The organism is Nocardioides conyzicola, assembly GCF_039543825.1.
Classification (GTDB): Bacteria; Actinomycetota; Actinomycetes; order Propionibacteriales; family Nocardioidaceae; genus Nocardioides; species Nocardioides conyzicola.
Map to the genome: position 1 here is coordinate 354,881 of NZ_BAABKM010000002.1, position 25,838 is coordinate 380,718.

Consider the following 25,838-nt stretch of genomic DNA (forward strand, 5'->3'; position numbering starts at 1 on the left):
CCTCCCCGATTCGGCGGTGGTGCCCTCCGTCATCGCTGGGCCTGTGGCCGGTGCTAGACCGCGCGCTTCTTCAGCTTGCGGCGCTCGCGCTCGGACAGACCGCCCCAGATGCCGAAGCGCTCGTCGTTCATCAGCGCGGACTCGAGGCAGTCGTCGCGCACCTCACACGTGAGGCACACCTTCTTGGCCTCCCTCGTGGAGCCTCCCTTTTCGGGGAAGAACGCCTCGGGGTCGGTCTGTGCGCACAGCGCACGGTCCTGCCATCCCGCTTCCTCGGCGTCCACGTCGAGGAGAAAAAGTTCTCTCACGTCACTCGCCCTTTCGACCCGGTACTGCTCCCACATCCGCGTTCGGCGGTGACATCCGGCGCCGGGGAAAATCGGCACCGGGTCCACCGCCTGGAAAACGTGAACGACACTGTGGGAATTACATGCCTGTCGTACCCCGAAAGTCAACCCCGGATCTGCTATGGCGCCCCGCTCGATCCGCGTCCACCACTCGTGCGGCAAGGTATCCGCATGCAGAACATCACGGTGCTGTCGGGGGGCATGGGCGGCGCGCGCTTCCTCCAGGGTCTCCTCCAGGGCATCGCCGGGGGCCGCCTCCCCGGCGTCGCGGCGGACGCGCGGGTGACCGTCGTCGCCAACACGGCCGACGACATCTGGGTCCACGGGCTCAAGGTCTGCCCGGACCTCGACACCGTCATGTACACCCTCGGCGACGGGATCGACCCCGAGCGCGGGTGGGGTCGGCGCGAGGAGACCTGGAGCACCAAGGACGAGCTCGCGGCGTACGGCGTGGAGCCGACCTGGTTCGGCCTCGGCGACCGCGACATCGCGACCCACCTGGTCCGCACCCAGATGCTCGACGCGGGCTACCCGCTCTCCGAGGTGACGGCCGCCCTGTGCCGTCGCTGGCTCACCCCGACGTACGGCGAGCGCGTGCGGCTGCTGCCGATGACCGACGACCGGGTCGAGACGCACGTCGCGATCGCCGACGCCGACGCGCCGAGCGGCCGCCGGGTGATCCACTTCCAGGAGTACTGGGTGCGGCTGCGGGCGTCCGTGCCCGCCGAGCTCGTGGTCGTCGTCGGGCTGGAGGACTCCTCCCCCGGTCCGGGCGTCATCGACGCCATCACCGACGCCGACCTGGTCCTGCTCCCCCCGTCGAACCCGGTCGTGTCCGTCGGGACCATCCTGGGCGTGCCGCGGGTGCGCGAGGCCCTCGTCGCGACCACCGCGCCGGTCGTCGGGCTCTCCCCCATCGTCGGCGGCACGCACGTGCGCGGCATGGCCGAGCAGATGCTGACGTCGATCGGCGTCGAGGTCACCGCCGCCGGGGTCGGGCTCCACTACGGGTCCCGGGCGCACGGCGGGGTCCTGGACGGCTGGCTGGTCGACACGGTCGACGCCGCACAGGTCGAGCAGGTCGAGGCGGCGGGACTCCCCTGCCGCGCCGTACCTCTGATGATGACCGACGCGGACGCCACCGCGGCGATGGCAGCCGCGGCGGTGGAGCTGGTCGCGCCGTGAGTCGGCTCGAGATCACCGCACCCGACGGGGCCCCCGAGGTCGAGCCCGGCGACGACCTGGTGGCGATCGTGCTGCTGATGGCCTCCCTCGCCGACGGCGACGTCCTCGTCGTGACGAGCAAGGTGGTGAGCAAGGCCGAGGGCCGCCTGCGGACCGGCACCCGCGAGGAGGCGCTCCCCGGCGAGACCGCCCGGGTGGTCGCCCGCCGCGGCGAGACCATGATCGTGCGCAACCACCTCGGGCTGACCATGGCCGCGGCCGGCATCGACAACTCCAACGTCCCGCAGGGTCAGATCGTGCTCCTGCCCGAGGACCCGGACGCCTCGGCGCGCGGGCTGCGCGACGGACTGCTCGACCGCACCGGCGTCAACGTCGGGGTCGTCGTCAGCGACACCGCCGGGCGGGCCTGGCGGGAGGGCCAGACCGACATCGCGATCGGTGCGGCCGGCATCGTCGTCGCGGAGGACTTCGCCGGGCGCCGCGACGGCTACGGCAACGAGCTGGCGGTCACCCTGCCGGCCGTCGCCGACGAGCTCGCCGGCGCCGCCGAGCTCGCCACCGGCAAGCTCGGCGGGCGCCCGTTCGCCGTCGTCCGCGGCCGCGCCGACCTGGTGCTGCCCCGCGGCGAGCACGGCCGGGGCGCGGCGGCCCTGGTCCGTCCCGACGGCGCCGACCTGTTCGGGTACGGCGCCCGCGAGGCGGTCGTCCGCGCCCTCCGGGCCGAGGTCGCCGACCAGCGGCCGTTCGGCGCACCGGCGTCGCCGACCGAGCTGTCCGCCGCGGTCCGCGACGTCGTCGGCCTGGTGCCGTCCCACACGGGAGCCGCCGACGGCGCGCTGCTCGTCACCTGCCCGCGCGGCCTGATGCGGGCGCTGACCGCCCTGACCTTCGCGCACGGGTGGATGGTGCACACGACGGACCACCCCAACGAAGTGCGGTTGCGTCCTTCGTCTGGGTGACGCCCCCGTAGACTCTGCCCTCGACCGAGCCCAACGCGATCGCATCGCCCCGCACGACCGAGGAACACGACGTGGCCAAGCCCGCCAAGACCGACCGCAAGGCGGTCATCGAAGAGATGCGCAAGAAGCAGAAGAGCGCCGACCGCCGGCGCGGGACCGTGATCGTCGCGGTGTGCGTCCTCGTCGGCCTCGGCATCATCGCCGCCGCCGTCGTACCGATCCTGCTGAACAAGCACGAGGACTCGAAGCTCGACAACGTGGCCCTCGACAAGCTCGGCTCGGCCGCCTCGGTCTGCCAGAAGACGACCACCCAGAAGGCGGACGGCAACCAGAACCACGTGCCGGTCGACACGCCGGTCACCTACACCACCGCCCCGCCGGCGTTCGGCGCGCACTGGAACCAGGCCGGCCTCGCTCCGGCCTCGTTCAGCAAGAAGTTCTACACGGCCGACGAGCGCCCGCCGCTCGAGGCGCTCGTGCACAACCTCGAGCACGGCTACACGATCCTCTGGTACGACCAGACCATCGCGAAGGACAGCTCGGCCGTCGACAACATCAAGGCGATCGCGCGCAAGTTCGGCGACGAGAACTACCGCGACAAGTTCATCGCTGCCCCGTGGCTGTCCAGCGACGAGGACGGCGCGAAGTTCCCCGACGGCCAGCACGTGGCCTTCACGCACTGGTCCGCCGGCGGCAACGGCGAGACCGACACGACCAAGCAGGTCGGCGCCTTCCAGTACTGCTCCGACGTCAGTGGTGCGGCCCTGAAGACGTTCATGGACACGTACCCCTACACCGACTCGCCGGAGCCCGACGCGATGTGACCGCCGGGAGGGCGTCTACGTCAGCCCCGCGCGACCGCTCTCCTTCAGCGCTGCGACGATCTGCTTGACCTCCTGCGCCCGGGCGCGGGTCGTCACGAGCAGCGCGTCGGGGGTGTCGACCACGACGACGTCGTCGAGGCCGACGACGGCGACGACCCGGCCGCTCCCCGGCACGACCAGCCCGGTGCTGTCGACGCCGAGCACGGAGGCCTCGTCGCCCAGCACCGACACCGGGACGCCGTCCCGCTCGAGCAGCGTCGCCAGGGCGTCGAAGTCGCCGATGTCCTCCCAGTGGAACGACGAGGGCACGACCGCGACCCGGCCGGCGTCGGCCGCGGGCTCGGCCACCGCGTGGTCGAGGGCGATCTTCGGCAGCCCGGGCCACAGCTCGTCGAGGCGGTCCGGGTCGGCCGCGATCGCGCGCAGGGTCTCCGCGAACTCAGGGTGCCACCGACCGAGCAGGTCGAGGAGCACGGTCGGGCGGACCACGAACATCCCGGCGTTCCAGCGGTAGCGACCGGTCTCGAGGTAGGCCTCGGCGGTCGCGACCGACGGCTTCTCGACGAACTCGGCGACCACGGCAGCGCCGGGGTGGGCGGGCAGCGGGTCACCGACGTGCACGTAGCCGAACGCGGACGACGGGAAGGTCGGCTCGATGCCGAGGGTGACGAGCCAGTCGTCGCGGGCGACGTCCACGGCACGGCGTACCGAGTCGGCGAAGAGGTCGGGATCGGCGATCACGTGGTCGGCGGCGAACGACCCCATCACCGCGTCCGGGTCGGACCGCTCGAGGAGCGCCGCGGCGAGGCCGATCGCGGCCATCGAGTCGCGGGCCGACGGCTCGGCGATCACCGCGTCCGGACCGACGTCGGAGAGCTGGCCGAGCACGGCCTCGCGGTGCGCCTGGCCGGTGATCACGACGACGCGGTCGGACGCCAGGGGCGCGAGCCGGTCGTACGTCTCCTGCAGCAGGGTGCGGCCCTCTCCGCGCAGGTCGTGCAGGAACTTGGGGGCCGAGGAGCGGGACAGCGGCCAGAGGCGGGTGCCCGCGCCACCGGCGGGGATGACGGCCCAGAAGTGGTCGATCGAAGACATGGTGGGAGCCTAGGGCCGTGACGACCTTCAACGACGTGCTGGCACGCCAGATGCGCACGGATCCGGGCAGACCGTTGGTCACGTTCTACGACGAGGCCACCGGGGAGCGGGTCGAGCTCTCCGTGACGACGTACGCCAACTGGGTCGCCAAGACCGCGTCGCTGCTCACCGAGGAGCACGACCTCGAGCGCGGTCAGCGGCTCGCGATCGACCTGCCGACCCACTGGCTCGGGACGGTCTTCCTGGGCGCGGCCTGGCTCGTCGGCCTGGCCGTCGTCGGCCCCGACGACGAGGCCGACGCGGTGGTCTGCGGCCCCGACTCCCTGGCCCGCTGGGCGGCCCGCGCCGGCGAGCTGCCGGTGCTGGCGTGCTCCCTGCGGCCGCTCGGCGTCCGCTTCGCCGACCCGGTCCCCGCCGGGGTGCACGACGTCGGCATCGACGTCTGGTCGCAACCGGACGCCTTCGTCTCCTACGACCCCCCGCAGCCGGAGGACGCCGCCACCGCGGGCGGTCTCGGTGACCGCACCCACGCCGAGCTGTGGAGAGCGGCCGCCGTCGGGAGCCTCTTGTCCGACGGCGGCCGCCTCCTCTCGGAGGCGAACCCGGCTTCCCCACCGGGACTCGCCTCCCTCACCGAGCCGCTCGCACGCGGCGGCTCGCTGGTGCTGGTCGTCCACTCCGAACCGGAGCGGCTCACGGCGACGTACGTCGCGGAGCGCGCCACGGCTCGCTTCCCTTGAGGGGCGAGCAGCACCACGTCCTCACTCGACCCGGCCGTCAGCCGGCCAGGTCGTAGACCCCCATCCCCGACGCGAGGAACCGCGGCTTCCCGAACCCGGTCGCGCTTCCCGGGATGAGGTAGAGGTAGCCGTTGCTCCGTCGTACGACGAGGTCGGCGTGGCCGGTGATCCCGATGTCGCTGATCCCGATGACCCAGTTGTACGGCTTGAGATCGAGGCTCACCGCCGCGCCCTTGGTCAGCCCACCCGGACCGTTGCCGGGGTAGAGCGTCGCCTTGCCGCCCTTGGTGAAGAGGGAGTCCGGGGCGCCGTCGGAGGTCCACCGGCCGACCGGCACCTGGGCCGAGGCGCTGATCGCGCCGTGGGCGACGTAGCTGGAGCGCAGGCCGGACATCCCGGCGCCGGGGTAGATCCGGATGGCGCCGCCGCTGGGCTGGCCCATCAGGTCCGGCCAGCCGTCGCCGGTCATGTCGCCGACCGCGGCCAGGAGGCGCACCGAGGAGAAGCCGGTGCCGATGACGGTCGGCGAGCCGAAGCGACCGGTCCCGTTGCCGCGGCGCAGCTCCAGGTCGCCGTTGCTGTTGCGGGAGATGATGTCGCCGTGGCCGTCGCGGTCCCAGTCGCCGGCGTTGAAGAGGGCGTTGGCCTTCGGGATCCGGACCCCGGTGTCGATCGGCGCCCGGGTCTCCGTGCCGCCGTAGTTGCCGAGAACGGACAGGGTGCTGCCGGAGCGGACCACGACGTCCGGGGTGCCGTCCCGGACCACCTGCGTGACCCCCACGACCGCACCCGTCTTGGCCATCGAGGTCAGCGGCCCGAGCGAGTGGCCGAAGGTGCCGTCGCCGCGGCCCGGGTAGACGTAGCCGTAGCCGGTGCTGCAGGTCCGGACGAAGAGGTCCTTCTTCCCGTCGCCGGTGAAGTCACCGAGGCCGTCCATCGACGCGAACGCCGACCAGCTGCCCGCCAGCGCGACGGGTGCACGGAACTTCCCCTTGCCGGTGCCGGCGATCAGCCAGGGCCGGCCCGCGGTGTCGCGGGCGAGCAGGTCGGCATGACCGTCGCCGGTGACGTCGCCGATGCCCGTGAGCAGGTTGTACCCGCCCCAGGTCGCGGCCAGGCGGACGGCCCGGAACGCGCCGTTGCTCTTGCGGAGCAGGACGTCGAGCTGCCCGGTCGACGGGACGCGGGCGACGAGGTCGTTGCGGCCGTCGGCGTTGACGTCCCCGACAGCGGTGACCAGGTCGTGGCCCTTGATCCGGTTGATCGGCCTCGCGATCGCCGCGCCGAAGGTGCCGGCGCTGGTGCCGGGGCGGACGCGGCCGACGCCGGTCCCGCCAGCCTGGACGACCAGGTCGGCGCGGCCGTCCCCGGTCAGGTCCGGTGAGACCACGGTCCGGTCCGTGCTGACCACGCCGTTGGCGGCGGCGACCGGAGGTGCCAGGGCGGTCAGGCCGCCCGTGGGGATGACGAAGACCCGGCCGTCGCTGGACCGTCGCGCGACGATGTCGGGGTTCGGCGTCGACGCGAGGTTGGACTCGAGCTCACGCCCGGCCCAGCCGCGTTGCGCCGCGGCGGCGAGCTTGCGGATGTCGGGGATCCGGGCGTAGAGGTACTTGCCCGGGCACGCGGTGGACGCAGCGTCCCGGTGCCCGTTGATGGCCTGGAAGACGGTCTTGCCGACCTGCTGCTTGGTCGACGAGGCGTTGACGCCGTGCAGCGACAGCTTCCACGCGAAGAGCGCGCCGTACGCCTGCACCATCGCGCTCGAGGGCTGCTTGATGTCGTAGTTGCCGATCGCCGACATCGCGAACGCGTAGTCGTTGTAGTTGAGTGTGTGGGCGCCGACGACCGGGCGGTCGATCCCGCCGTACCGGCCCTCCCAGATGCGCCCGAACCGGTCGACCAGGAAGTTGTAGCCGATGTCGGACCAGCCGCGGCTCTTGGTGTGGTACGCGTAGATGCTGCGCAGGATGCCCGGCACCTCGGCGCGGCTGTAGTCGTTGGCGTTCACCGTGTGGTGGACGAAGCCGGCGTGCACCTCGAAGTAGTGCAGCGAGCTCTTGTCCCGCATCTTCTCGTCGGCACCCCACTGGGCCCGCGAGTAGATCTTCGGCTTCGGCGTGAAGGTGGCCGCCTGGAGGGCGATCCGGTCGGAGCCGTCGTCGCCGGCGCCCGGGTCGGTCGCCAGCGAGGCGGCCTCGGCGCTCGAGCCGGTCGTCGTCGTGGGTGTCTCGGGGTCGACGCTGTCCGTGTCGAGGGCCGGGTGCTCGACGGCCGTCCTGGTCGCCTTGCCCGGGTCGATGACCGCGAGCTTCAGGTCGGGCGGCAGCTCCCCCGTCGTGGACTGCACCTGCACCTGGACGTCGTCGACGTCACCCACCAGGAGCGCGTCCGTGCCCGGGCGGGCGTGCTTCGCCTCGGCGGTCCCCGGGTCGGGGCCGTGGTCGGCGTCGTAGTCGAGGTCCATCCACTTCGACCAGGTCTGCCCGGTCCGGGTGCGCACCTGGAGCGCGATCTCGTCCTCGGGCACCTTGACGCCGTGCTCCCAGGTCACGCCGACCGCGCCGTACCCGACGACGGGCTCCGGGACGCTGGTGACCGTGTGGGCGGTCGTCTGCTCGGCCGCGACCAGGTCCGCCTTGGTGCGAGCGGTCCGGGGGGCGTTCGAGGACGCCGTCAGGTCGTACTGGGTGACGGTCGGGTCGACGACCTGGGCCGGCACCTCGGAGGCCCGGGAGGACTCCTTGACGTAGGCGCTCAGGTCGGCGGCGAGGCCGGACGAGGCGGTGGCCCCGTCGGGGCGGTCGTGCACGACGTCGAGGCTGACGACGCTCGCCGCAGGGGTGAGCACAGCGACCACGAGACCGAGCGCCAGCAGCTGCTGGCAGGCCGTGACGAACCGGATCTTGCTGGGTGGCATGAGGCATTGCTCCTGTGCGGGGGAAGTTCACACAGTGAGCAACTTTCACACCAGTCACAGGGGCAACGGAAGGGTCCGTGAGTAACTACAAGACTGTAATTTCCACTCGACACGCCGGTGGATCTCAGATTTGTCAATCAATTCCACGCTTGTAATTCGCGCGGTCGGGGACGACAAAGCTGGCTCGCGCGTCGACTTCGGGCCGTGGGTGGGCGCCGAGTCGGCGCCAGTTTTCGCCGGGACGCCTGCGGCGGTGGGAAAACTGGCGCCGACTCGGCTGCTATCTAGCTCCGCTAGATGTCAGCGCCGAGCTCTTCGTCTTCCTGCTCGAGCTCTTCCTCGGTCTCGTTGCCGCTGTCGTACTTGACGTAGCGGATGCCGGGGCCGACGGCGCCGTCGAAGCCGAGCTTGCCCTGCTCGAGGACGATCACCCGGTCGCACATCTTGCGCACCGAGGCGGCCGCGTGGCTGACGTAGATGAGGGTGCGGCCGCCGTCGCGGATCTCCTGCATCTTCTCCAAGCACTTCTCCTTGAAGGGCTTGTCCCCCACGGCGAGCACCTCGTCGGCGAGGAAGATGTCGGAGTCGACGTGGATGGCGACCGAGAAGCCGAGCCGCGAGCTCATGCCCGACGAGTAGTGGCCGACCGGCGAGTCGAGGAACTTGCCGAGGCCGGCGAACTCCGCGATGTCGTCGAACTTGCGACGGGTCTCGGCCTCGGTCATGCCGAGGACGGCCGCGTTGAGGAAGATGTTCTCCCGCCCCGTCAGCTGCGGGTGGAAGCCCGCACCGGTCGCGATCAGGCCGGCGATCCGGCCGCGCGTCTTCACGGAGCCGCCCTCGGGGCGCATGACCCCGTTGATCAGCTTCAGCAGGGTGCTCTTGCCGGAGCCGTTGAGGCCCATGAGCCCGACCGACTCGCCCTGCTCGATCGTGAACGAGACGTCGTCGACCGCCTTGAAGGAGTTGCTGATCTGCTCGCGGCGCAGCGCCGCGACGGTCATCTGCTTGAACGTGCGGTGGTAGCGCAGGGTGAAGTTTTTGGTCGCGTGGTCGACGACGACCGACTCGGTGCCGCTCATCAGAGACGCTCCGGGATCTTGTTCTCGAGGCGGGTGAACACGAGCTGTCCGATGACGAGCAGGATCACGCCGACCACCACCGCGAGCCCCGAGTACTGCCACAGGTAGTCCGGGATGTGCGTCGCCTCGGTGTGCGCCGGGTCGTCGGTGGTGCCCACCCAGAACGCCTGCTGGAAGAGCAGCACGGCGACCGCGATCGGGTTGAGCAGGTAGTACTGCGCGAACTCGCCGAACCGGTCCTGGACCAGCGTGTACGGGTAGATCATCGGCACGCCGAAGCGCACGAAGTTGGTCAGGATCTGGGCGACGTTGCCCACGTCGCGGAAGAACACGTTGGCCGCGCTGAAGAGCAGCGCCATCGCGACCCCGAGGGTCGCGATGATGACCAGCGCCGTGACCAGGGCCGCGACACCCACCAGCGTCGGCGTCCAGCCGAGCAGCACGCAGGCGACCACCATGATCACCAGCTGCGGGATCACGTGGTAGCCGGAGACGAGCATCGAGGCGACGGGGAACATCTCCCGTGGCATCGCCATCTTCTGCACGAGGCCCTTGTTGCGCACGATGGAGCGGGTCCCGGCGTTGAAGGTCTCGGTGAAGAAGTGGACGATGATGATGCCGCAGAACATGTGGATGGCGAAGTTCTGCACCGACTTGTGCAGGTTGAACAGCACGCCCATCACGACGTAGTAGATGAAGAACTGGCTGAGCGGGTTGATGTAGGACCACAGCAGGCCCAGGAACGACCCCTGGTAGCGCGCCGAGATCTCCCGGCGGACCAGCAGCTTCAGCAGGTAGCGCCGGCGGAAGACCTCGAGCAGGCCCGCGCCTGCGGCCGGCGAGACCAGCGGCGCGTCGACGTGGCGTCGAGGGCGGGCCGTCTCGACATTCGGCTCGGTGACGTCAGTCATCGGCCGCCTCGGCTTCGGTCCACGGACGGAACGTCTCCTCCCACGCCTCGGGCGACGTGATCTCCGGCAGCTTCGAGCGATACTCAGCGGCGAGCTCCGGCCACCGGCGGTAGAGCTTGAGGTGCAGGTCGGTGACCCGCTTCACCAGGTCGCGGAACAGCTCCGGGTCCCGAGTGTAGAGCGCGGCCGACGTCTGGTCGGGCATCGAGACGATCGCCGAGTCGTGCCGCGCCAGGCGGTACCACTTGGCGTCCATCGCGGCGACCTCCGCCTCGGGGAACTCCCGGGACAGCGGCCGCGGCTTGCGCAGCTGGCGCAGCGGCATCAGCCCGGCGGTGATGATCTGGGTGCGCTTGCTCGGCACCTCCAGCTCGTCGTGCGCCCGGCGCGACGGCTTCGACCTGCGCACGGGCGGGAAGGCATCCGGGTCGGAGTTGAGCTGGGCGTCGGCGTACTGCTTGCGCAGCGCGTTGACCTCGCCGAGCCGGGTCCCCAGCTGGGCGTGCAGCCCGTCGGGTCCAGCCAGGACGTCCTCCATGGCCAGCTGCCGCAGCTCGACGGTGGAGTACTGCATCGACACCAGGTGCGCGATCGTGTGGTTGAGGCTCTCGCGGATCACCCGTCCGCCGTGGGGGTACGGCGAGTGCAGCAGCGCGGCGATCAGCCGGTTGCGCTGGTGGAAGTAGGCCTGCCAGTCGAGCGCGTCGTTCTTGTCGGTCCACGGGACGTGCCAGACGGCCGCACCCGGGAACGTCACCGTCGGGTAGCCCGCGGCCTTGGCCCGGACCCCGAACTCGCTGTCGTCCCACTTGATGAAGAGCGGCAGCGAGAGCCCGACGTCCTCCAGCACCTGGCGCGGGATCAGGCACATGAACCAGCCGTTGAAGTCGACGTCCACCCGGCGGTGCAGCCAGCGCGTCGAGCGCAGGTTGCGGGCGGCGAAGTCCCACTCGGACAGCACGTGCTCGGGCGACATCCACCACCAGCGCCACGACTGGATGATCTCGCCGAAGCTGTGCAGGCGCGATCGCGAGTAGAGGCTGAACATGTGGCCGCCGACGATCGTCGGCCGGCGGGCGAGGTCGCCGAAGGTGACGGCGCGCAGGATGCCCTCGGGCTCGCAGACGACGTCGTCGTCCATGCAGAGCACGTACGTCGACACCGCGGCCTTGACGGCCTCGAGCTGGCCGCGCGCGTAGCCGCCGGAGCCGCCGAGGTTGCCCTGCTCGATGATCCGGAGCTTGCCCTGCACGGCCTTCTCGGCGGCGGGGAACTCGGTGGAGTCGACGACCTTCTGGGTGCCCTGCTCCATGACCAGGACCTCGTCGAGCAGGCTCAGGACGAGCGGGTCCTCGCCCAGCTGGCCCACGAGCTTGGCGCAGAAGTCCGGGCGGTTCATGGTCGTGATCGCGACGGTGACGGTGCCGGACTCGGCGCGGTCGGCGGGGACCTCGGCGTCCCAGGTCGCCGTCACGACGGCGTCGTCGTCACCCGCGGTCACGTCGTACCAGTACCAACCGCCGTCGGCGAAGGGCTTCAGCGGCAGCTCGAACGCGAACGCTCCGCTGGCGTCGCCGTCGGCGACCTGGGCCGACTCGACGCGCTGCGAGCGGCCGTTGGCCATGGACTTGTAGACCGTGACGCTGGCGCCCCGCCCGGTGAGCTCGACCGTGAGGCGGACGTCCTGGACGATGCTCCACCGGCGCCAGTACGACGCGGGGAAGGCGTTGAAGTAGCTGCCGAAGGACAGCCGCTCGCCCTGCTCGATGCGGATCGCGTGCCGGTCGACGATCTGGTCGGGGTGGACGGTCGTGCCGGAGCTCACGGCCTGGCGCAGCGAGGCCTTGTTGAGCTCCTTGGCGCCCTTGTCGCCGCCGACGTTGTACTTGTCCGCGTCCAGTACGGCGGGGTCGGGGTCGACGTACAGCGGGATCACGTCGAGGTCGCGGTCGGCCGGCATGATCTGGCGCTGCAGGACTCGGCGTACGGTCTGGGCGCTCATTCGTCGACCCCTCCACTCGTCAGCGGCGCCCCTTCGGCGAAGTGCGGCCGCAGCTTGTTGTCGAACATGGAGAGGGCGGAGCCGATCGCCATGTGCATGTCGAGGTACTTGTAGGTGCCGAGCCGGCCGCCGAAGAGCACCATCGGCTCGGCCTTCGCGAGCTCGCGGTACTTCAGCAGCTTGGCCCGGTCCTCTGCGGTGTTGACCGGGTAGTAGGGCTCGTCGCCCTCCTCGGCGAAGCGTGAGTACTCGTGCACCACCACGGTCTTGCCCGGCAGGTAGGTGCGCTCCGGGTGCAGGTGCTTGAACTCCAGCGTCCGGGTGTAGGGCAGGTCCTCGTCGTTGGCGTTGACCACGCCGGTGCCCTGGAAGTCGTCGACGTCGAGGGTCTCGCGCTCGAGGTCGATCGTGCGCCAGGACAGCCGCCCCTCGGAGTTGCCGAAGTACTCGTCGACCGGCCCGGTGTAGACGATCGGGACCTTGCCCTTGTAGTCGTCGACGACGTCGAAGAAGTCGGTGTCGACCCGCACCTCGATGTTGGCGTGGTCCGCCATCCGCTCGAGCCACGCGGTGTACCCGTCGACCGGGAGGCCCTCGTAGGTGTCGTTGAAGTAGCGGTTGTCGAAGGTGTAGCGCACCGGCAGCCGCGTGATGATGTCGGCCGACAGCTCCTTCGGGTCGGTCTGCCACTGCTTGGCGGTGTAGCCCTTGACGAACGCCTCGTAGAGCGGGCGGCCGATCAGGCTGATCGCCTTCTCCTCGAGGTTGGTCGCGTCCTGGGTGGCGATCTCGCTGGACTGCTCGGCGATCAGCGCGCGCGCCTCGTCGGGGGTGTGGCTCTTGCCGAAGAACTGGTTGATCAGGCCGAGGTTCATCGGGAACGAGTAGACCTGGCCCTGGTACTTCGCGAAGACCCGGTGCTGGTAGCCCGTGAAGTCGGTGAACCGGGTGACGTAGTCCCAGACCTTCTTGTTGGAGGTGTGGAAGAGGTGCGTCCCGTAGACGTGCACCTCGATGCCGGTCTCCTCGTCGAACTCGCTGTAGGCGTTGCCCCCCAGGTGGTGGCGGCGCTCGAGCACGAGGACCTTGAGGCCGAGCTCGCTGGCGCACCGCTCGGCGATGGTGAGGCCGAAGAAGCCGGAGCCGACGACGACGAGATCAGGGGCAGACACGGTTGGTCAGTCTACGGATCTGGTGGGTACGGCACGCATTCCCCGCGCGTCGCGCATGGCCCGGATCACATTGTCGGCCTCGGCCCGTCTCCCCCGCAGCGCACTGAGCAGCACGACCGTCGCGGCGATCAGCCAGGGCTTGCGGCGCACCAGCGCGTTCTCGCCGTACCGGAGGTGCACGACGAACAGGTTGCGGTACATGTAGTAGCCCTTCCACCCGCTCAGGTCGTGCTGCTGGTCGAACGGGAGCTGGCGGACCAGCACCGCGTCGCGGGCCGCCCAGATCCGGAAGCCGGCCCGTCGGGCGCGGATGGCGAAGTCCACGTCGTCGTAGAAGATGAAGTACGACGGGTCGGGCAGCCCGACCGCGTCGATCACGGTGCGCCGGATCATGAAGCCCTCGAAGGCGACGTTCTGGACCTCGACCAGCTCGGGCATCCGGTCCCGGCTGCCGTAGTCGGTCTCGACCATCCGCGTCTTGGGCCGGATCGTCAGCGGGTTGCGCAGGTCGAAGTGGGTCGCCGCCTTCTCGACGAGGTGACCGGCGGTGTCCTCCCGGACCGCCATCAGGCAGTCCCGGTCGAGCGCCATCAGCACGGTGAGGCAGTCCGGCGCCGGCACGACGTCGTCGTCCATCAGCCAGATCCGGTCGAAGCCGGCCCGGTACGCCGTCCGCACGCCCAGGTGGAAGCCGCCGGCCCCACCGAGGTTGTCCTCGGAGCGGACCACCTGGAGGCCGGGGTTGCGGGCGGCGCCGAGCACGGCCGAGGTGTGGTCGGTGCTGGCGTTGTCGACCACGATCACGCTGTCGGGCAGCCGCTCGAGCTCGCCCAGGCCGACCAGCATCCGCTCCAGGAGGTCGGCACGGTTGTAGGTGACGACGACGACGGCGACGGTCTCGTGCGTCACAGGTACCTCCGGTGCCCGGTGAAGTCGCCGCGGAGCCCGTCGTACATCGCGCGGACGCTCATCGCGAGCCGACCCGGGCTCGGGCGGGTGAACGTGTAGAACCAGGCCGTCTTGGCGACGAAGGCCAGCGCGTGCGGCCAGCCCTTGTACTCGCGGAGGTTGAGCAGGTTGTTGCGCGCCATGCAGTAGTGCTTGAGGTCGCTGGGGCTGTGGTTGTAGGTCGTGCGCCCGAACATCATCGGCGTGCCGAGGCTGCCGACCGACGGGTGCCGGACCTGCGCGTCGACCACGGTCGCGATCCGGGCGCCGGCCGCCTCGGCACGCAGGCGGTACTCGTGGTCGTCGCCCCAGATGAAGTACTCGGCACGGGGCAGGCCGATCCGCTGGACCAGCTCGCGGGTGACCAGCACCCCGTTGAACGGGATCACGATGCCGTCGATCCGCCCGGCGGTTGCCGCGCGGCGTACGTCGGCGAGCTCGTGCACGACCCGGGTGCCGCCCGGCAGCCGGATCGGGAAGACCAGCCGCTCGGGCTGCGCCTCGTCGACGACGAGCGGCCCCCAGAAGTCGAGGTCTTTCTCCTCGAGCAGCCGGGCCAGGCAGCCCGGGTCGGGCAGCCCGTCGTCGTCCATCAGCCAGACCAGGTCGGCCTCCCGCTCGACGGCCCACGCGAGGCCGTCGTGGAAGCCGCGGGCGCCGCCGCCGTTCTCGTCCAGCGTGCGGCCGAGGACGCGGTCGCCCCGGGTGGCGAGCCACTCCCCCGTGCCGTCGGTCGAGGCATTGTCGACGACCAGGACCTCGGCGAGCTCCGGGACCTGCTCGAGCCGCTCGACCAGCCCCTGGAGCAACGACAGCCGGTTGAACGTGACGACCACGGCGGTCACGCGGGCGTCGGCAGGGGGCACGCCGTACACCCTAGAGAACGACTAGCAAGCACTGCCCAGGTCGTCGGCCGAGTTGGCGGCGTACCCGGTGCTCAGCGAGCCGAGCGAGCCGCCGGTGATGGTCTCGGACTGTCCCTGCTTCGGCTTCTTCGCCTTGCTGCCGCCGGCGGACGCGGTGCCCTCGGCCCGGTCGACCGCCTGCGCGACCTTGTGCCGGATCAGCTTGATGTCGGGGTCGGCGGTGTTGATCATCGGCGGCACCAGCGACAGCGTCGAGACCTTCTGGCTGCGCGCCTTCATGGCCAGCTGCACGAAGCGTGAGAACTCGCCGGACGGGATGTTGGTCGAGACCATGGCGGAGCTCGCGTCGGCGATGTCGGCGAAGTTGCGGACCGCCGTCTGCGGGCTGATCTGCTGGAGCATCGCGCCCATCACGCACTTCTGGCGTGCCATCCGCGAGTAGTCGTCGGAGTCGTCGCGCGCCCGGGCGAACCAGAGGGTGTCGTGGCCGTCGAGCTTGCGGACGCCGGGCTTGATGTAGCCGGTGACGTCGGAGCCGAGGCCGCCGACCGGGATCGGCTGGCGCACGTTGAGCGTCACGCCGCCGACGGCGTCGACGAGGTCGCTGAAGCCGCGCAGGTTGACCATCGCCCAGTAGTTGATCTTGAGGCCGGTGATGCCCTCGATCGCCATGATCGTCGCGTCCACGCCGGGGTTGTCGGAGTCCGGGAACAGCTCGGTGTTGTCGCCGGCCCAGGTGCTCACGCCGTTGAGGTAGTCGGCGTCGAAGCCGTCGGGGAACTGCTCGCGCATCACCGACCCCTTCACGAAGGGGAAGTTCTTCATGTTGCGCGGGAGCGAGATCAGCACGGTGCGGCCGGTGTCCTCGTCGATGCTGGCGACCGTCATGGAGTCGGGCCGCAGCCCCCACCGTCCGGCGCCGGAGTCGCCGCCGAGCAGCAGCACGTTGTAGCGGCCGTCGTGGGCGCTGGTCGCCTGGCCGTCGCCGGACATCGCGAGGACGAAGTCGCGCTGGACGCCGACCATGTGCGCGCCGAAGAGCAGCGTGGCGGCGATCGAGAAGCAGAGCACGCCGTTGACGCCGATCGCGGCCCGGCGGTGCGCCATGTTGAGCGTGAGCGGCTGGCCGAGGCGCCAGGCGTCGACGAAGAGGTACGCCCAGCCGATGGCGAGCCCGGTGAGCAGCAACCGCAGCAGCAGCAGCGCGGCGGGGTCGAAGGCGAGATCGAGGTACGTCGTCGGCCGCACCAGGGCGACGACGGCGGCCGTGAGGACGGAGAGCAGCAGCACCGCCCAGATCCGCAGCGCGACGCGGCCGACCTTGCGGTTGCCGGCGACGAGCTGCGCGGAGCCCGGCAGCACGAGGGTCATCAGCATCAGGGCGACGGCCCGGCGGAACCGTACGCGGGCGGCGCGCTCACCGGGGGTGAAGCGCGAGGCTTGCGACCCGGGGGAAGGTGCGGGCGGCATCGAGATGCCTCTCTCGAGAACGTCGTGCGGGGAAGGATGGTGCCCCGTCAGTATCACCAGTCACAGGGGCAACATCCGACACGACGCGCCGGTCGAGCCCGGGACGCCAGGCCCGACCGGGTACCGTCGCCGCATGAACGAGCGTCCCCGCGGCGACGGCGAGCCCGCGGAGGGCACCCCGGAGTACCACTGGCTGTACGGCGGTGGCGCCGACCCCAGCAAGGCCCGTCCTGGTGAGCCCCGGCCCGACGAGACCCGGGTGATGCCGGCGATGTCCCGCCCCACCAGCCCGCCTCCGGCCGGCACCACCAGCCGGCCGGTCCCGCCGCAGCGCAGCGCCGGCGTACCCCCGACTCCTCCGCCGGTCGCGCCGACCCCGGCGAGCCAGCGGGCACCTCGCCGCCGCGGCCCCCGCTTCTACCTGCGCATCGTGCTGGTCCTGCTCCTGCTCTGGGTCGCCTACCTGGTCGCCGTTCCGCTGATCGCGTGGAACAAGGTCGACAAGGTCGACTTCGAGCCGAAGGGCAACCGTCCCGCCGACCAGCCGGGCACGACCTACCTCATGGTCGGCAGCGACTCCCGCGCCGGGCTGACCAAGGAGCAGCGCAAGGAGTACGCCACCGGCAACGAGTCGGGGCAGCGCACCGACACGATCATGCTGCTGCACACCGGCTCCGGACCCAACCTGCTGATGTCGATCCCGCGGGACTCGATCGTCGACATCCCCGGGCACGGCAGCGGCAAGATCAACGCCGCCTACGCGTACGGCGGGCCGAAGCTGCTGGTGCGGACCATCGAGAACGAGACCGGCATCCGAGTCGACGAGTACGCCGAGGTCGGCCTCGGCGGCGTCGTCGAAATGGTCGACGCGGTCGGCGGCATCGAGATCTGCCCGACGTTCCGGATGAAGGACCGCCTCGCGGGCCTGAACATCAAGAAGGGCTGCCAGCAGGCCGACGGCCGGGTGGCCCTGGGCTACGCACGCTCACGGCACACCGACCCCCGCTACGGCGACATCACCCGCGCCAAGCACCAGCGCGAGGTCGTCTCCGCAGTCGGCTCCGAGGTGATGTCGCCCTGGACGTTCATCAACCCGTTCCGCTACTGGGGCGTGATGATGGCGGTGCCGGACACGTTCACGTTCGGTGAGGGGATGTCGCCCTTCGGCGCGGGTCGCTGGGCGCTCGCGATGACCCGGGTCAACGGCGACAGCGGCCTGACCTGCGGGGTGCCGATCTCCGACCTCGCCGTGCACTGGGACCCGGACCGGTCGAAGCGGATGTTCGACTACATCAAGGAAGACAAGACGGACGACATCCCCAAGGGGCTCTGCACGCCGACGGGTCTCCCCAAGAGCGTGACGGGATGACGTTCGAGACCCTCCAGTGGGAGGTCGACGGCGACGGCGTCGGCACGCTGACCCTGCACCGGCCCGACCAGCTCAACGCCTTCGACCTGACGATGGCCGCCGAGCTCGAGCGGTTCTTCCGCGAGGACGCGTGGTCCGACGACGTCCGCGCCGTCGTCGTGACCGGCGCCGGCCGGGCGTTCTGCGCCGGCATGGACCTCAGCGCCGACGGCAACGTCTTCGGCCTCGACGAGTCGGTGCAGCCGAGCGTCGCGGACTTCCGGGCGGCGTACGACGAGGCGCCGTACCAGGACGGCGTCCGCGACACCGGCGGCAAGGTGACCCTCGCGATCCACGCCCTGCCCAAGCCGGTGATCGCGGCCATCAACGGGCCCGCCGTCGGCATCGGCGCCACCATGACGCTCGCGATGGACCTCCGGCTGGCGTCGACGAAGGCCCGGATCGGCTTCGTCTTCGGTCGGCTCGGCATCGTGCCGGAGGCCGCGTCGAGCTGGTTCCTGCCGCGCATCGTCGGCATCCAGCAGGCACTCGAGTGGGTCTACTCGGCCGACATCCTCACCGCCGACCAGGCCCTCGCCGGCCGGCTGGTGCGCAGCCTGCACGAGCCGGACGACCTGGTGAGGGACGCCCAGGAGCTCGCCCGGTCGTTCGTGGTCAACCGCTCCCCCGCCGCCCTCGGCCTCGCCAAGCGGCTGCTCTACCGCAACAGCGCCGTCGCCGACCCGCTGGACGCGCACCTGTCCGACTCGCTCGCGATGTACTGGCAGTCGCTCGGCGACGGCCAGGAGGGCGTCGCCGCCTTCCTCGAGAAGCGGGCGCCGTCCTTCACCGGCTCGGCCGCCGACCTGCCCGACGTCTTCTGACCGATCGTGCACCGCCTGGCGTCCGCCCGGGCCACCGCACTGCGCAGCGCGGGGGCCGCTGGCCGTGCGCATCCCGTGCCGGGTCGCGTACGTCGTGGCCGAGCCGGACCGGGCCGGGTTCGCCTACGGCACCCTGCCCGGGCACCCGGAGTCCGGCGAGGAGCGCTTCCTGCTGACCCGCCTCTCCGACGGGCGGATCACCTTCACGGTCACGGCGTTCTCCCGTCCCGCGACCCGGCTGGCCCGCGCCGGCGGCCCGCTCACCCGCAGCATCCAGGACCGCGTCAGCCGGCGCTACCTGCGCGCCGCCGATCGCTGATCCGCTTGGCCTTGCCCAGCGAGCGCTCGAGGGCGTGCGGCGCCAGCACCTCGACCCGCGCCGTGACTCCGATCCGCTGCTTGATGCGCTCCTCGAGCCGCGCACCCAGCCCCTCGTCGTACCTCTCCTCGACGGCCTCGACCTGCACGGTCAGCTCGTCGAGGCTCCCGGGTCGGGTCAGCACGCACAGGTAGTGCGGTGCCAGGCCCTCGACCGCGAGGATCTGCTCCTCGACCTGCGACGGGAAGACGTTGACGCCGCGCACGATCATCATGTCGTCGGTGCGGCCGGTGACCTTCTCCATCCGCCGGAAGGTCGGGTACGCCGTGCCCGGCAGCAGCCGGGTCAGGTCGCGGGTGCGGTAGCGGATGACCGGCATCGCCAGCTTGGTCAGCGAGGTGAAGACCAGCTCGCCGCGCTCGCCGTCCGCCACCGGCTCGAGGGTCACCGGGTCGACGACCTCGGGCAGGAAGTGGTCCTCCCAGACGTGCAGCCCGTCCTGCGTCTCCCCCGACTCCGCCGAGACGCCCGGCCCCATCACCTCGGACAGCCCGTAGAGGTCGACGGCGCGGATGCCCGAGCGCTGCTCGACGGTCCGTCGCATGTCGTCGGTCCACGGCTCGGCGCCGAAGATGCCCACCTCGAGGCTGGTGCTCCGCGGGTCGACGCCCTGGCGGTCCATCTCGTCCAGGATCGCCAGGAAGTACGACGGCGTCGACATGATCACCCGCGGTCCGAAGTCGAGGATCAGCTGGACCTGCCGCTCGGTCATCCCGCCGGCGATCGGCACGACCGTGCACCCGAGCCGCTCCGCGCCGTAGTGCGCGCCGAGCCCGCCGGTGAAGAGCCCGTAGCCGTAGGCGACGTGGACCACGTCGCCGGGCCGACCGCCCATCGCCCGGATCGAGCGGGCCATCAGCTCCGCCCAGGTGTCGATGTCGGCCTGGGTGTAGCCCACGACGGTCGGCTTGCCGGTCGTCCCGCTCGACGCATGGACCCGCACCACCTGCTCGCGCGGCACCGCGAACATGCCGAAGGGGTAGTTGGCCCGCAGGTCGGCCTTGGCGGTGAAGGGGAACCGGGCCAGGTCGGCGAGCGAGACCAGGTCGTCGGGGTGCACACCCGCCTCGTCGAAGGCGTGGCGGTAGTGCGGGACCGCGTCGTACGCCGCGCGCAGCGTCGCCTGGAGGCGCTCCAGCTGGAGTGCCTCCAGGCGATCACGGTCGTACGACGGGACCTCTCCGGTCACCCGGTCAGGCTAGACCCTGGTCAGGGCTTCAACTTCGCGGTCGCGGCGCTGGACGCGGAAACGGTCGTGTAGCCGGCTTTGGTGGCCGTCACGACGACGTGCAGCTTCTTGCCGGCCTGCGCCTTCTTGACCTTGTACGAGGTCTTGGTGGCACCGGAGATCGGCGTGCTGCCGGCGTACCACTTGTAGGTCAGCTTCACCCCGGTCTCCCACTTGACCGGCTTCACCTTGAGCGTGCGGCCGACCTTGGCCACGCCCTGGATGACCGGCTTGGGGTGGGTCGCGAGCTTGCCCTTGGCGACGGTCGCGGTCGCGAGGCTCACGGTGCTGGCCGGCGAGTAGCCGGTCTTGGTCCCGGTCACCCTGAGCGTGATCTTCGAGCCGGCGTCGGCGGCCACCAGCGGGTAGCTGCTGCCCGTCGCCCCGCTGATCGGGGTGCTGCCCCGGAGCCACTGGTAGGACAGCGTCACACCGTCGTCCCAGGTGCCGGTGACGGCCTTGAGCACCGTGCCGACCTTGGCGGCTCCCGTGATCGCCGGGGTCGGGGTGGAGACCAGGTCGCCGAGCCCGATGGTGGCCGTCAGGTCGCTGGACCGGGCGACACCGACGTACCCGGCCTTGCTGCCGGACACCCGGACCCGCAGCTGCTTGCCGAGGTCGGCCGGCGCCACGACGTACGTCGCACCGGTGGCTCCCGCGATCGCGTCCTCGCCTGCGAACCACTGGTAGGCGAGGTCCGTGCCGTCGTCCCACGCACCCGGGGCGGCCGTGAGCGTCTCCCCGACCTTCGTCACCCCGGAGATGACGGGCGTCGGCGTGCTCTCCAGCTCGCCGGCGACGACCGCGGAGGTCGCCTCGCTCGTCTTCGTGACCGGCACGTAGCCGCTCTTGCGGCCGGTCACCGACACCGTGATGACGGCGCCAAGGTCGTCGGCCGACGGGTGGTAGAAGAAGTCGGTCGCCCCCTCGATCGGCTGACCGTCGGCCGACCAGGCGTAGTCGAAGACCACCCCGTCGTCCCACGAGCCACGGTCGATGCTGAGCGTCCCGCCGACCTGCGGCGTCCCCATGACCGCCGGGGTCGGCGTCGAGGTCTGGTCACCGAGGCCGACCGCCGCCGTGGCGTTGCTCGTCCTCGACACCGGCTCGTAGCCGGTCTTCGTGCCGGTGACCCTCACGGTGATGGCGGCGTCCAGCTGGCCGAACGCCGGCTCGAACGTCTCCTCGGTCGCACCGCTGACCGGCTTGCCGTCGGCGAGCCACTGGTAGGCGAGCTCCGTGTCCGCGTCCCAGTCACCCGGGTGCGCGGTCAGGGTCGCGCCGACCTTCGGCGTACCGGTGATGGTCGGCACCGGGGTGCTCGACAGGTCACCCTGGGCGACCGGACCGGTGGCCTCGCTCGTCCTCGTGACCGGGTCGTAGCCCGTCTTGGTGCCGGTCACGGCCACGGTGACGACCGCGCCGACCTTGCCCGCACCGGGCGTGTACGTCGTGCCCGTGGCACCGTCGACGGGAGTGCCGTCGGCGAGCCACTGGTAGGTCAGCTCGACGCCGTCGTCCCAGGTGCCCGGCACCGCGGTGAGGGCGACGCCGACCTTCGGGGTGCCGGTGATGGTCGGCACCGGGGTGTCGACGAGGTCACCCTGGGCGACCGGGCTGGTGGCCTCGCTCGTCTTCGTGACCGGGTCGTAGCCCGTCTTGGTGCCGGTGACGGCCACGGTGACGACCGCGCCGACCTTGCCGGGACCGGGCGTGTACGTCGTGCCCGTGGCACCGTCGACGGGGGTGCCGTCGGCGAGCCACTGGTACGCCAGCTCCGTGTCCGCGTCCCAGTCGCCCGGGTGTGCTGTCAGCGTGGCGCCGACCTTCGGCGTACCGCTGATCGTCGGCACCGGGGTGCTCGACAGGTCACCCTGGGCGACCGGACCGGTGGCCTCGCTCGTCTTCGTGACCGGGTCGTAGCCCGCCTTGGTGCCGGTCACGGCCACGGTGACGACCGCGCCGACCTTGCCCGCACCGGGCGTGTACGTCGTACCCGTGGCGCCGTCGACCGGAGTGCCGTCGGCGAGCCACTGGTAGGCGAGCTCGACGCCGTCGTCCCAGGTACCCGGCACGGCGGCGAGCTCCCGCCCGACCTTCGCCGTGCCGCTGATGGTCGGCACCGGGGTGCTCGCCAGGTCGCCCTTGGCCACGGGCGCCGTCGGGTCGCTCGTCTTCGACACCGTCTCGTAGTCGGGCTTGGTGCTGGTCACCTTGACGGTGATGGCAGCGCCGACCTCGCTCGCGCCCGGGGTGAACCACGGAGAGACGGCGCCGTCGATCGCCACGTCGTCGGCGTACCACTGGAAGGCCTGAGAAGTGCCGTCGTCCCAGGTGCTGCTGGTGGTCAGCTCGTGTCCCACCTGCGGGGTACCCACGATGGTCGGGGTCGGCTGCAGGGTCTGCACCCCCACGATCGTCTTGCCTTCGCTGGTCTTGGTGACCGTGGTGTAGCCGGACCGGGTGCTGGTGACCTCGTAGGTCAGCACCTGGCCGATCTGGGCGACCGTCGGCGTGTACGTCGTGCCGGTCGCGCCGGCGATCTCGACTCCGTCGGCGTACCACTTGTTGGTCTTCGTCGTGCCGGTGTCCCAGGTGCCCTGGACACCGGTGACGGCCGTCCCGACCCGCGGGGTGCCGGTGATGGTCGGCGTCGGCTGCAGCGTCTGCGTGCCCGCCACGACCGCGTCGCTGCCGGCGCTGATCTTGGTCACGGCCGTGATGCCGGCCTTCGTGCCGGTCACGGTCACGGTCAGGGTCTGGCCGAGCTGGGTCGCCGTCGGGGTGAACGAGCCGGTGGTCGCTCCGCCGATGTTGGTGCCGTTGGCCTGCCACGTGAAGGTCGTCGTGACGCCGTCGTCCCACGAGCCGTAGTTGGGGGCGAAGGGGACCCCGACCTTCGGGGTGCCCGTGAAGGTGGGCGTGGGCGTCGACGCGAGCGCGTCACCCGCGGCCACCGCAGTCGTGGCCGCGCTGGTCTTGCTGGCCGTGGTGTAGCCGGCCCTGGTCCCAGTGACGACGACGTCGATCGTCTGCCCCACCTGGCTGGCGACGGCCGGCACGTAGGACGGTCCGGTCGCGCCGGAGATGTTGGTGCCGTTGGCACGCCACTGGTAGGTGAAGACCGTGCCGGCCTGCCAGGTGCCGCGGTCGACCGTGAGCCGCTGGCCGATCTTCGGGGTGCCCGAGATCGTCGGCGTGCCGGTCGTCATCGTGGCCCGGACTCCGACCGCGGTGGCGGCACTCGTCTGGGTCGTCGGGTTGAAGCCGGCCAGGGTGCCGGTCACCCGCACGGTGACCGGGAGGCCGACAACGTCGCTCGCGGGCGTGTACGTCGCGCTCGTGGCCCCGGGGACGGGCGTGCCGTCGAGGAACCACTGGTAGCCGAAGGTGGTGCCGTCGGCCCAGCCGGTGGTGTCCGCGGTCAGCGGGACGCCGACGGTAGGGGTTCCGCCGGTGATGGTCGGGACGGGCGCGGGAGAGATCGGAGCGTTGCCGACGACCGTGGTCGCGGTGCAGCTCAGGCAGGTGCCGCCGAGGGTCGACGCGCGGGCGACGGCCTTGAGCGTCTTGCCGGTGGTCGCAGCCACCGCAGTGAACGGGACGTCGACCGTCGCCGTCGCCGCCAGGGCGGTGGCCGGGACGCTCCAGGTCAGGGTGCTGCCGTCCAGGGTGACGTTGGCCGGCAGCGTGCCGATCGTCGCGTCGTCGAGGACGTCACCCACGTCGAGGGTGATGACGGTCCCGCCTGCGGGCATCGCGATCTTGCCGGTGTTGCGGGCCGACAGCGTGTAGGTCAGCGCGTCGCCCGGGTTGACCTGCGTGGTCGGACCGGCGACGTTCAGGTTGAACTTCACCTGCCAGGCCGGCTTGGTGTTGGAGAACCACCAGCTCTGGAAGAACGCGGTCAGGTCTCGGCCCGAGATGCTCTCGGCCAAGGCCTCGAACGCCGCCGTACGCCGTCCGCTGATCTGGCCGCCGCCGTAGGTCAGCTGGTACTGCCGCATCAGGGTCTCGAAGTCGGCCGCGCCGATCGCGGTGCGCAGTGCCTCGAGGGACATCGCTCCCTTGGCGTAGACCTGCTGGCCGAACAGCTGGTTGCCGTTGGTCATGGCCGCGCCCGCGATGGTGAACGTGCTGGAGGTGGGGGACGCCGAGTTCCACGTGGCGTACACGGCCTGCTCGGTCGTGGTGTTGCTGGTGCCGGAGCTCTCGAAGGCGAACTGGTACGGCGCGTACGTCGCCGGACCCTCGTTGAGGGTGATGTCGTTCCAGTCGGTCGGCGAGACGTTGTCGCCCCACCACTGGTGCATGATCTCGTGGTAGAAGGAGCCACCGGCGCTGTTGGGGAAGAACGGCCGGTCCTGGGTCTCGAGGGCGTAGTTGATCGTGCTGGGGACCACGTCGGTCACCACGCCGGTGCTGTTGCCCGGGTAGGGGCCGTACTTCGACTCGTAGAAGTCGAGGAGCGACTTGAACTGCGAGCGCGAGACCTGGGTGGTGTTCTGGTTCGCGACGGAGATCGCGGGGTCGATGAACGACCACTCGTGCAAGACGCGGCCACTGGCCAGGGTGATGTCGGACTCGTAGACGTCGTACCGGCCGATCGAGATCATCGAGAGCTCGCTGGCCATCTGCTTGGTCTCGTTCCACACCCACGTGGTGCGGCTGCCGTCATCGTTGGGAGTCTTCGAGACCAGCTCGCCGTTGCCGGCCACGGCGGACGGGTAGGGCTTGCCACCGGCGTTGGCGTAGTTGGACGTCTTCAGCGTGCTGGGGACGTCGACGCTCACCGTGTAGGTCGCCTTGTCGCGCGGCGTGTTGTTGTTGGGGAAGAGCGTCATCGAGCCGACGGGCTGGTTGACGAAGGTCGCGCCGTCCGTCGTGTTGTTCCAGCCCTCGGCCGAGCCGTCGGTGTCGAAGTGGATCACGGGGGCGCCATGGGCGGTCACGACGGTCGTGAAGGAGCCCTCCACCGGCGTGGCCGGGGTGATGATCAGCTTGTGGTTGTCGGCCGTGGCGGCGGTCGTGCTGCTGGCCTCGATGCGGGTGAAGGTGGCGGGGGCGCCGTTCACGGTGACCGTGTCGACGTCGTACGTCGACGCGGCGAGGTTGCCGGTCGAGCCCTGGAAGTCCAGGGAGTACGACGACAGCGGGGCACCTGTCGTCGCCGCGTCGATGGTCGTCGTGGTGGCGACGGTGGACGTGCCGACCGCTGCATTGGCGGTCGCGGTGACGAAGTCGGCCTTGAGCTTGATGTCGTAGTGCGAGACGTCGTACCCGCCGTTGCCCTGGTTGGGGAAGAGCGAGTCGCCGGCGGTCTGCGCGCCCGAGACGGCGTCGGCGGCGTACGCCGTGCCGGTCAGTTGGGTCGTGGCGAGCGCGCCGGCGGCGAGCGTCAGCGCGAGGGCCCTCCCGACGTACCGTCCGACTCGACTCGTGCTCGTCTGCGTGCTGACGAAGCTCATGCGCGATCCC

19 protein-coding genes are annotated in these 25,838 nt (G+C 70.8%); 7 read left to right on the forward strand and 12 right to left on the reverse strand.

Annotated features, from left to right (window positions below; translation table 11 throughout):
- Positions 1 to 53: 53 nt before the first annotated feature.
- Entirely contained in the window at positions 54 to 308 is a 255-nt protein-coding gene (locus ABEA34_RS04695) for a WhiB family transcriptional regulator (RefSeq protein ID WP_425576857.1), read from the reverse strand.
- A gap of 210 nt (positions 309 to 518) precedes the next feature.
- On the opposite strand from ABEA34_RS04695, the gene cofD reads away from it, so the two are divergent.
- The 3 genes from cofD to ABEA34_RS04710 all read left to right on the forward strand — a co-directional run bounded on the left by cofD (position 519) and on the right by ABEA34_RS04710 (position 3,315).
- Positions 519 to 1,532: a 2-phospho-L-lactate transferase gene (cofD, locus tag ABEA34_RS04700; protein WP_345519747.1), complete on the forward strand. Its 1,014-nt coding sequence runs from the start codon at positions 519 to 521 to the stop codon at positions 1,530 to 1,532.
- A complete protein-coding gene (cofE, locus tag ABEA34_RS04705) occupies positions 1,529 to 2,491 on the forward strand; it encodes a coenzyme F420-0:L-glutamate ligase (protein WP_345519749.1) in 963 nt (320 codons plus the stop codon). The genes cofD and cofE overlap by 4 nt, the downstream gene beginning before the upstream one ends.
- A gap of 71 nt (positions 2,492 to 2,562) precedes the next feature.
- A complete protein-coding gene (locus ABEA34_RS04710) occupies positions 2,563 to 3,315 on the forward strand; it encodes a DUF3105 domain-containing protein (protein ID WP_345519751.1) in 753 nt (250 codons plus the stop codon).
- A 15-nt stretch (positions 3,316 to 3,330) separates the two neighbouring features.
- Here the strand turns inward: ABEA34_RS04710 and ABEA34_RS04715 are convergent, their stop codons facing one another.
- Positions 3,331 to 4,410: a mannose-1-phosphate guanylyltransferase gene (locus ABEA34_RS04715; protein ID WP_345519753.1), complete on the reverse strand. Its 1,080-nt coding sequence runs from the start codon at positions 4,408 to 4,410 to the stop codon at positions 3,331 to 3,333.
- A 17-nt stretch (positions 4,411 to 4,427) separates the two neighbouring features.
- On the opposite strand from ABEA34_RS04715, the gene ABEA34_RS04720 reads away from it, so the two are divergent.
- Positions 4,428 to 5,150, forward strand: a complete 723-nt coding sequence (locus ABEA34_RS04720) for a TIGR03089 family protein (protein WP_345519755.1) — start codon at positions 4,428 to 4,430, stop codon at positions 5,148 to 5,150.
- 37 nt (positions 5,151 to 5,187) lie between these two features.
- On the opposite strand, the gene ABEA34_RS04725 is transcribed toward ABEA34_RS04720, so the two are convergent.
- From ABEA34_RS04725 to ABEA34_RS04760, 8 genes are all read right to left on the reverse strand, one after another.
- On the reverse strand, positions 5,188 to 8,070 hold the full coding sequence (locus ABEA34_RS04725) for an FG-GAP-like repeat-containing protein (RefSeq protein ID WP_345519757.1): 2,883 nt from the start codon (positions 8,068 to 8,070) through the stop codon (positions 5,188 to 5,190).
- Positions 8,071 to 8,363: 293 nt separating this feature from the next.
- Entirely contained in the window at positions 8,364 to 9,152 is a 789-nt protein-coding gene (locus ABEA34_RS04730; protein ID WP_345519759.1) for an ABC transporter ATP-binding protein, read from the reverse strand.
- Entirely contained in the window at positions 9,152 to 10,063 is a 912-nt protein-coding gene (locus ABEA34_RS04735; RefSeq protein ID WP_345519761.1) for an ABC transporter permease, read from the reverse strand. Before ABEA34_RS04735 ends, ABEA34_RS04730 begins: the two co-directional genes overlap by 1 nt.
- Positions 10,056 to 12,065 carry a glycosyltransferase gene (locus tag ABEA34_RS04740; RefSeq protein WP_345519763.1) on the reverse strand — a complete coding sequence of 670 codons (2,010 nt, stop codon included), beginning with the start codon at positions 12,063 to 12,065 and terminating at the stop codon, positions 10,056 to 10,058. The genes ABEA34_RS04735 and ABEA34_RS04740 overlap by 8 nt, the downstream gene beginning before the upstream one ends.
- The gene (gene glf / locus ABEA34_RS04745; RefSeq protein WP_345519765.1) at positions 12,062 to 13,237 is read right to left on the reverse strand and encodes a UDP-galactopyranose mutase; all 1,176 of its coding nucleotides are present in this window, start codon (positions 13,235 to 13,237) and stop codon (positions 12,062 to 12,064) included. The genes ABEA34_RS04740 and glf overlap by 4 nt, the downstream gene beginning before the upstream one ends.
- 6 nt (positions 13,238 to 13,243) lie before the next feature.
- Entirely contained in the window at positions 13,244 to 14,146 is a 903-nt protein-coding gene (locus tag ABEA34_RS04750) for a glycosyltransferase family 2 protein (RefSeq protein ID WP_345519767.1), read from the reverse strand.
- Positions 14,143 to 15,051: a glycosyltransferase family 2 protein gene (locus ABEA34_RS04755; RefSeq protein WP_345519769.1), complete on the reverse strand. Its 909-nt coding sequence runs from the start codon at positions 15,049 to 15,051 to the stop codon at positions 14,143 to 14,145. The genes ABEA34_RS04750 and ABEA34_RS04755 overlap by 4 nt, the downstream gene beginning before the upstream one ends.
- Positions 15,052 to 15,072: 21 nt before the next feature.
- Entirely contained in the window at positions 15,073 to 16,521 is a 1,449-nt protein-coding gene (locus tag ABEA34_RS04760; RefSeq protein ID WP_345519771.1) for an LCP family protein, read from the reverse strand.
- A 133-nt stretch (positions 16,522 to 16,654) separates the two neighbouring features.
- On the opposite strand from ABEA34_RS04760, the gene ABEA34_RS04765 reads away from it, so the two are divergent.
- The 3 genes from ABEA34_RS04765 (at position 16,655) to ABEA34_RS04775 (ending at position 19,072) form a co-directional block, all read left to right on the forward strand.
- On the forward strand, positions 16,655 to 17,890 hold the full coding sequence (locus ABEA34_RS04765; RefSeq protein WP_345519773.1) for an LCP family protein: 1,236 nt from the start codon (positions 16,655 to 16,657) through the stop codon (positions 17,888 to 17,890).
- Positions 17,887 to 18,753, forward strand: coding sequence for a crotonase/enoyl-CoA hydratase family protein (locus ABEA34_RS04770; RefSeq protein ID WP_345519775.1), 867 nt, complete (start codon positions 17,887 to 17,889; stop codon positions 18,751 to 18,753). Before ABEA34_RS04765 ends, ABEA34_RS04770 begins: the two co-directional genes overlap by 4 nt.
- A gap of 64 nt (positions 18,754 to 18,817) precedes the next feature.
- Positions 18,818 to 19,072, forward strand: a complete 255-nt coding sequence (locus tag ABEA34_RS04775; RefSeq protein WP_345519780.1) for a DUF1990 domain-containing protein — start codon at positions 18,818 to 18,820, stop codon at positions 19,070 to 19,072.
- Here the strand turns inward: ABEA34_RS04775 and paaK are convergent.
- Both paaK and ABEA34_RS04785 read right to left on the reverse strand, forming a co-directional pair.
- Positions 19,038 to 20,321, reverse strand: coding sequence for a phenylacetate--CoA ligase PaaK (gene paaK, locus ABEA34_RS04780; protein ID WP_345519782.1), 1,284 nt, complete (start codon positions 20,319 to 20,321; stop codon positions 19,038 to 19,040). The genes ABEA34_RS04775 and paaK overlap by 35 nt on opposite strands.
- A gap of 20 nt (positions 20,322 to 20,341) precedes the next feature.
- Positions 20,342 to 25,828, reverse strand: coding sequence for a M1 family aminopeptidase (locus ABEA34_RS04785; RefSeq protein WP_345519784.1), 5,487 nt, complete (start codon positions 25,826 to 25,828; stop codon positions 20,342 to 20,344).
- Between the last annotated feature and the right edge of the window lie 10 nt (positions 25,829 to 25,838).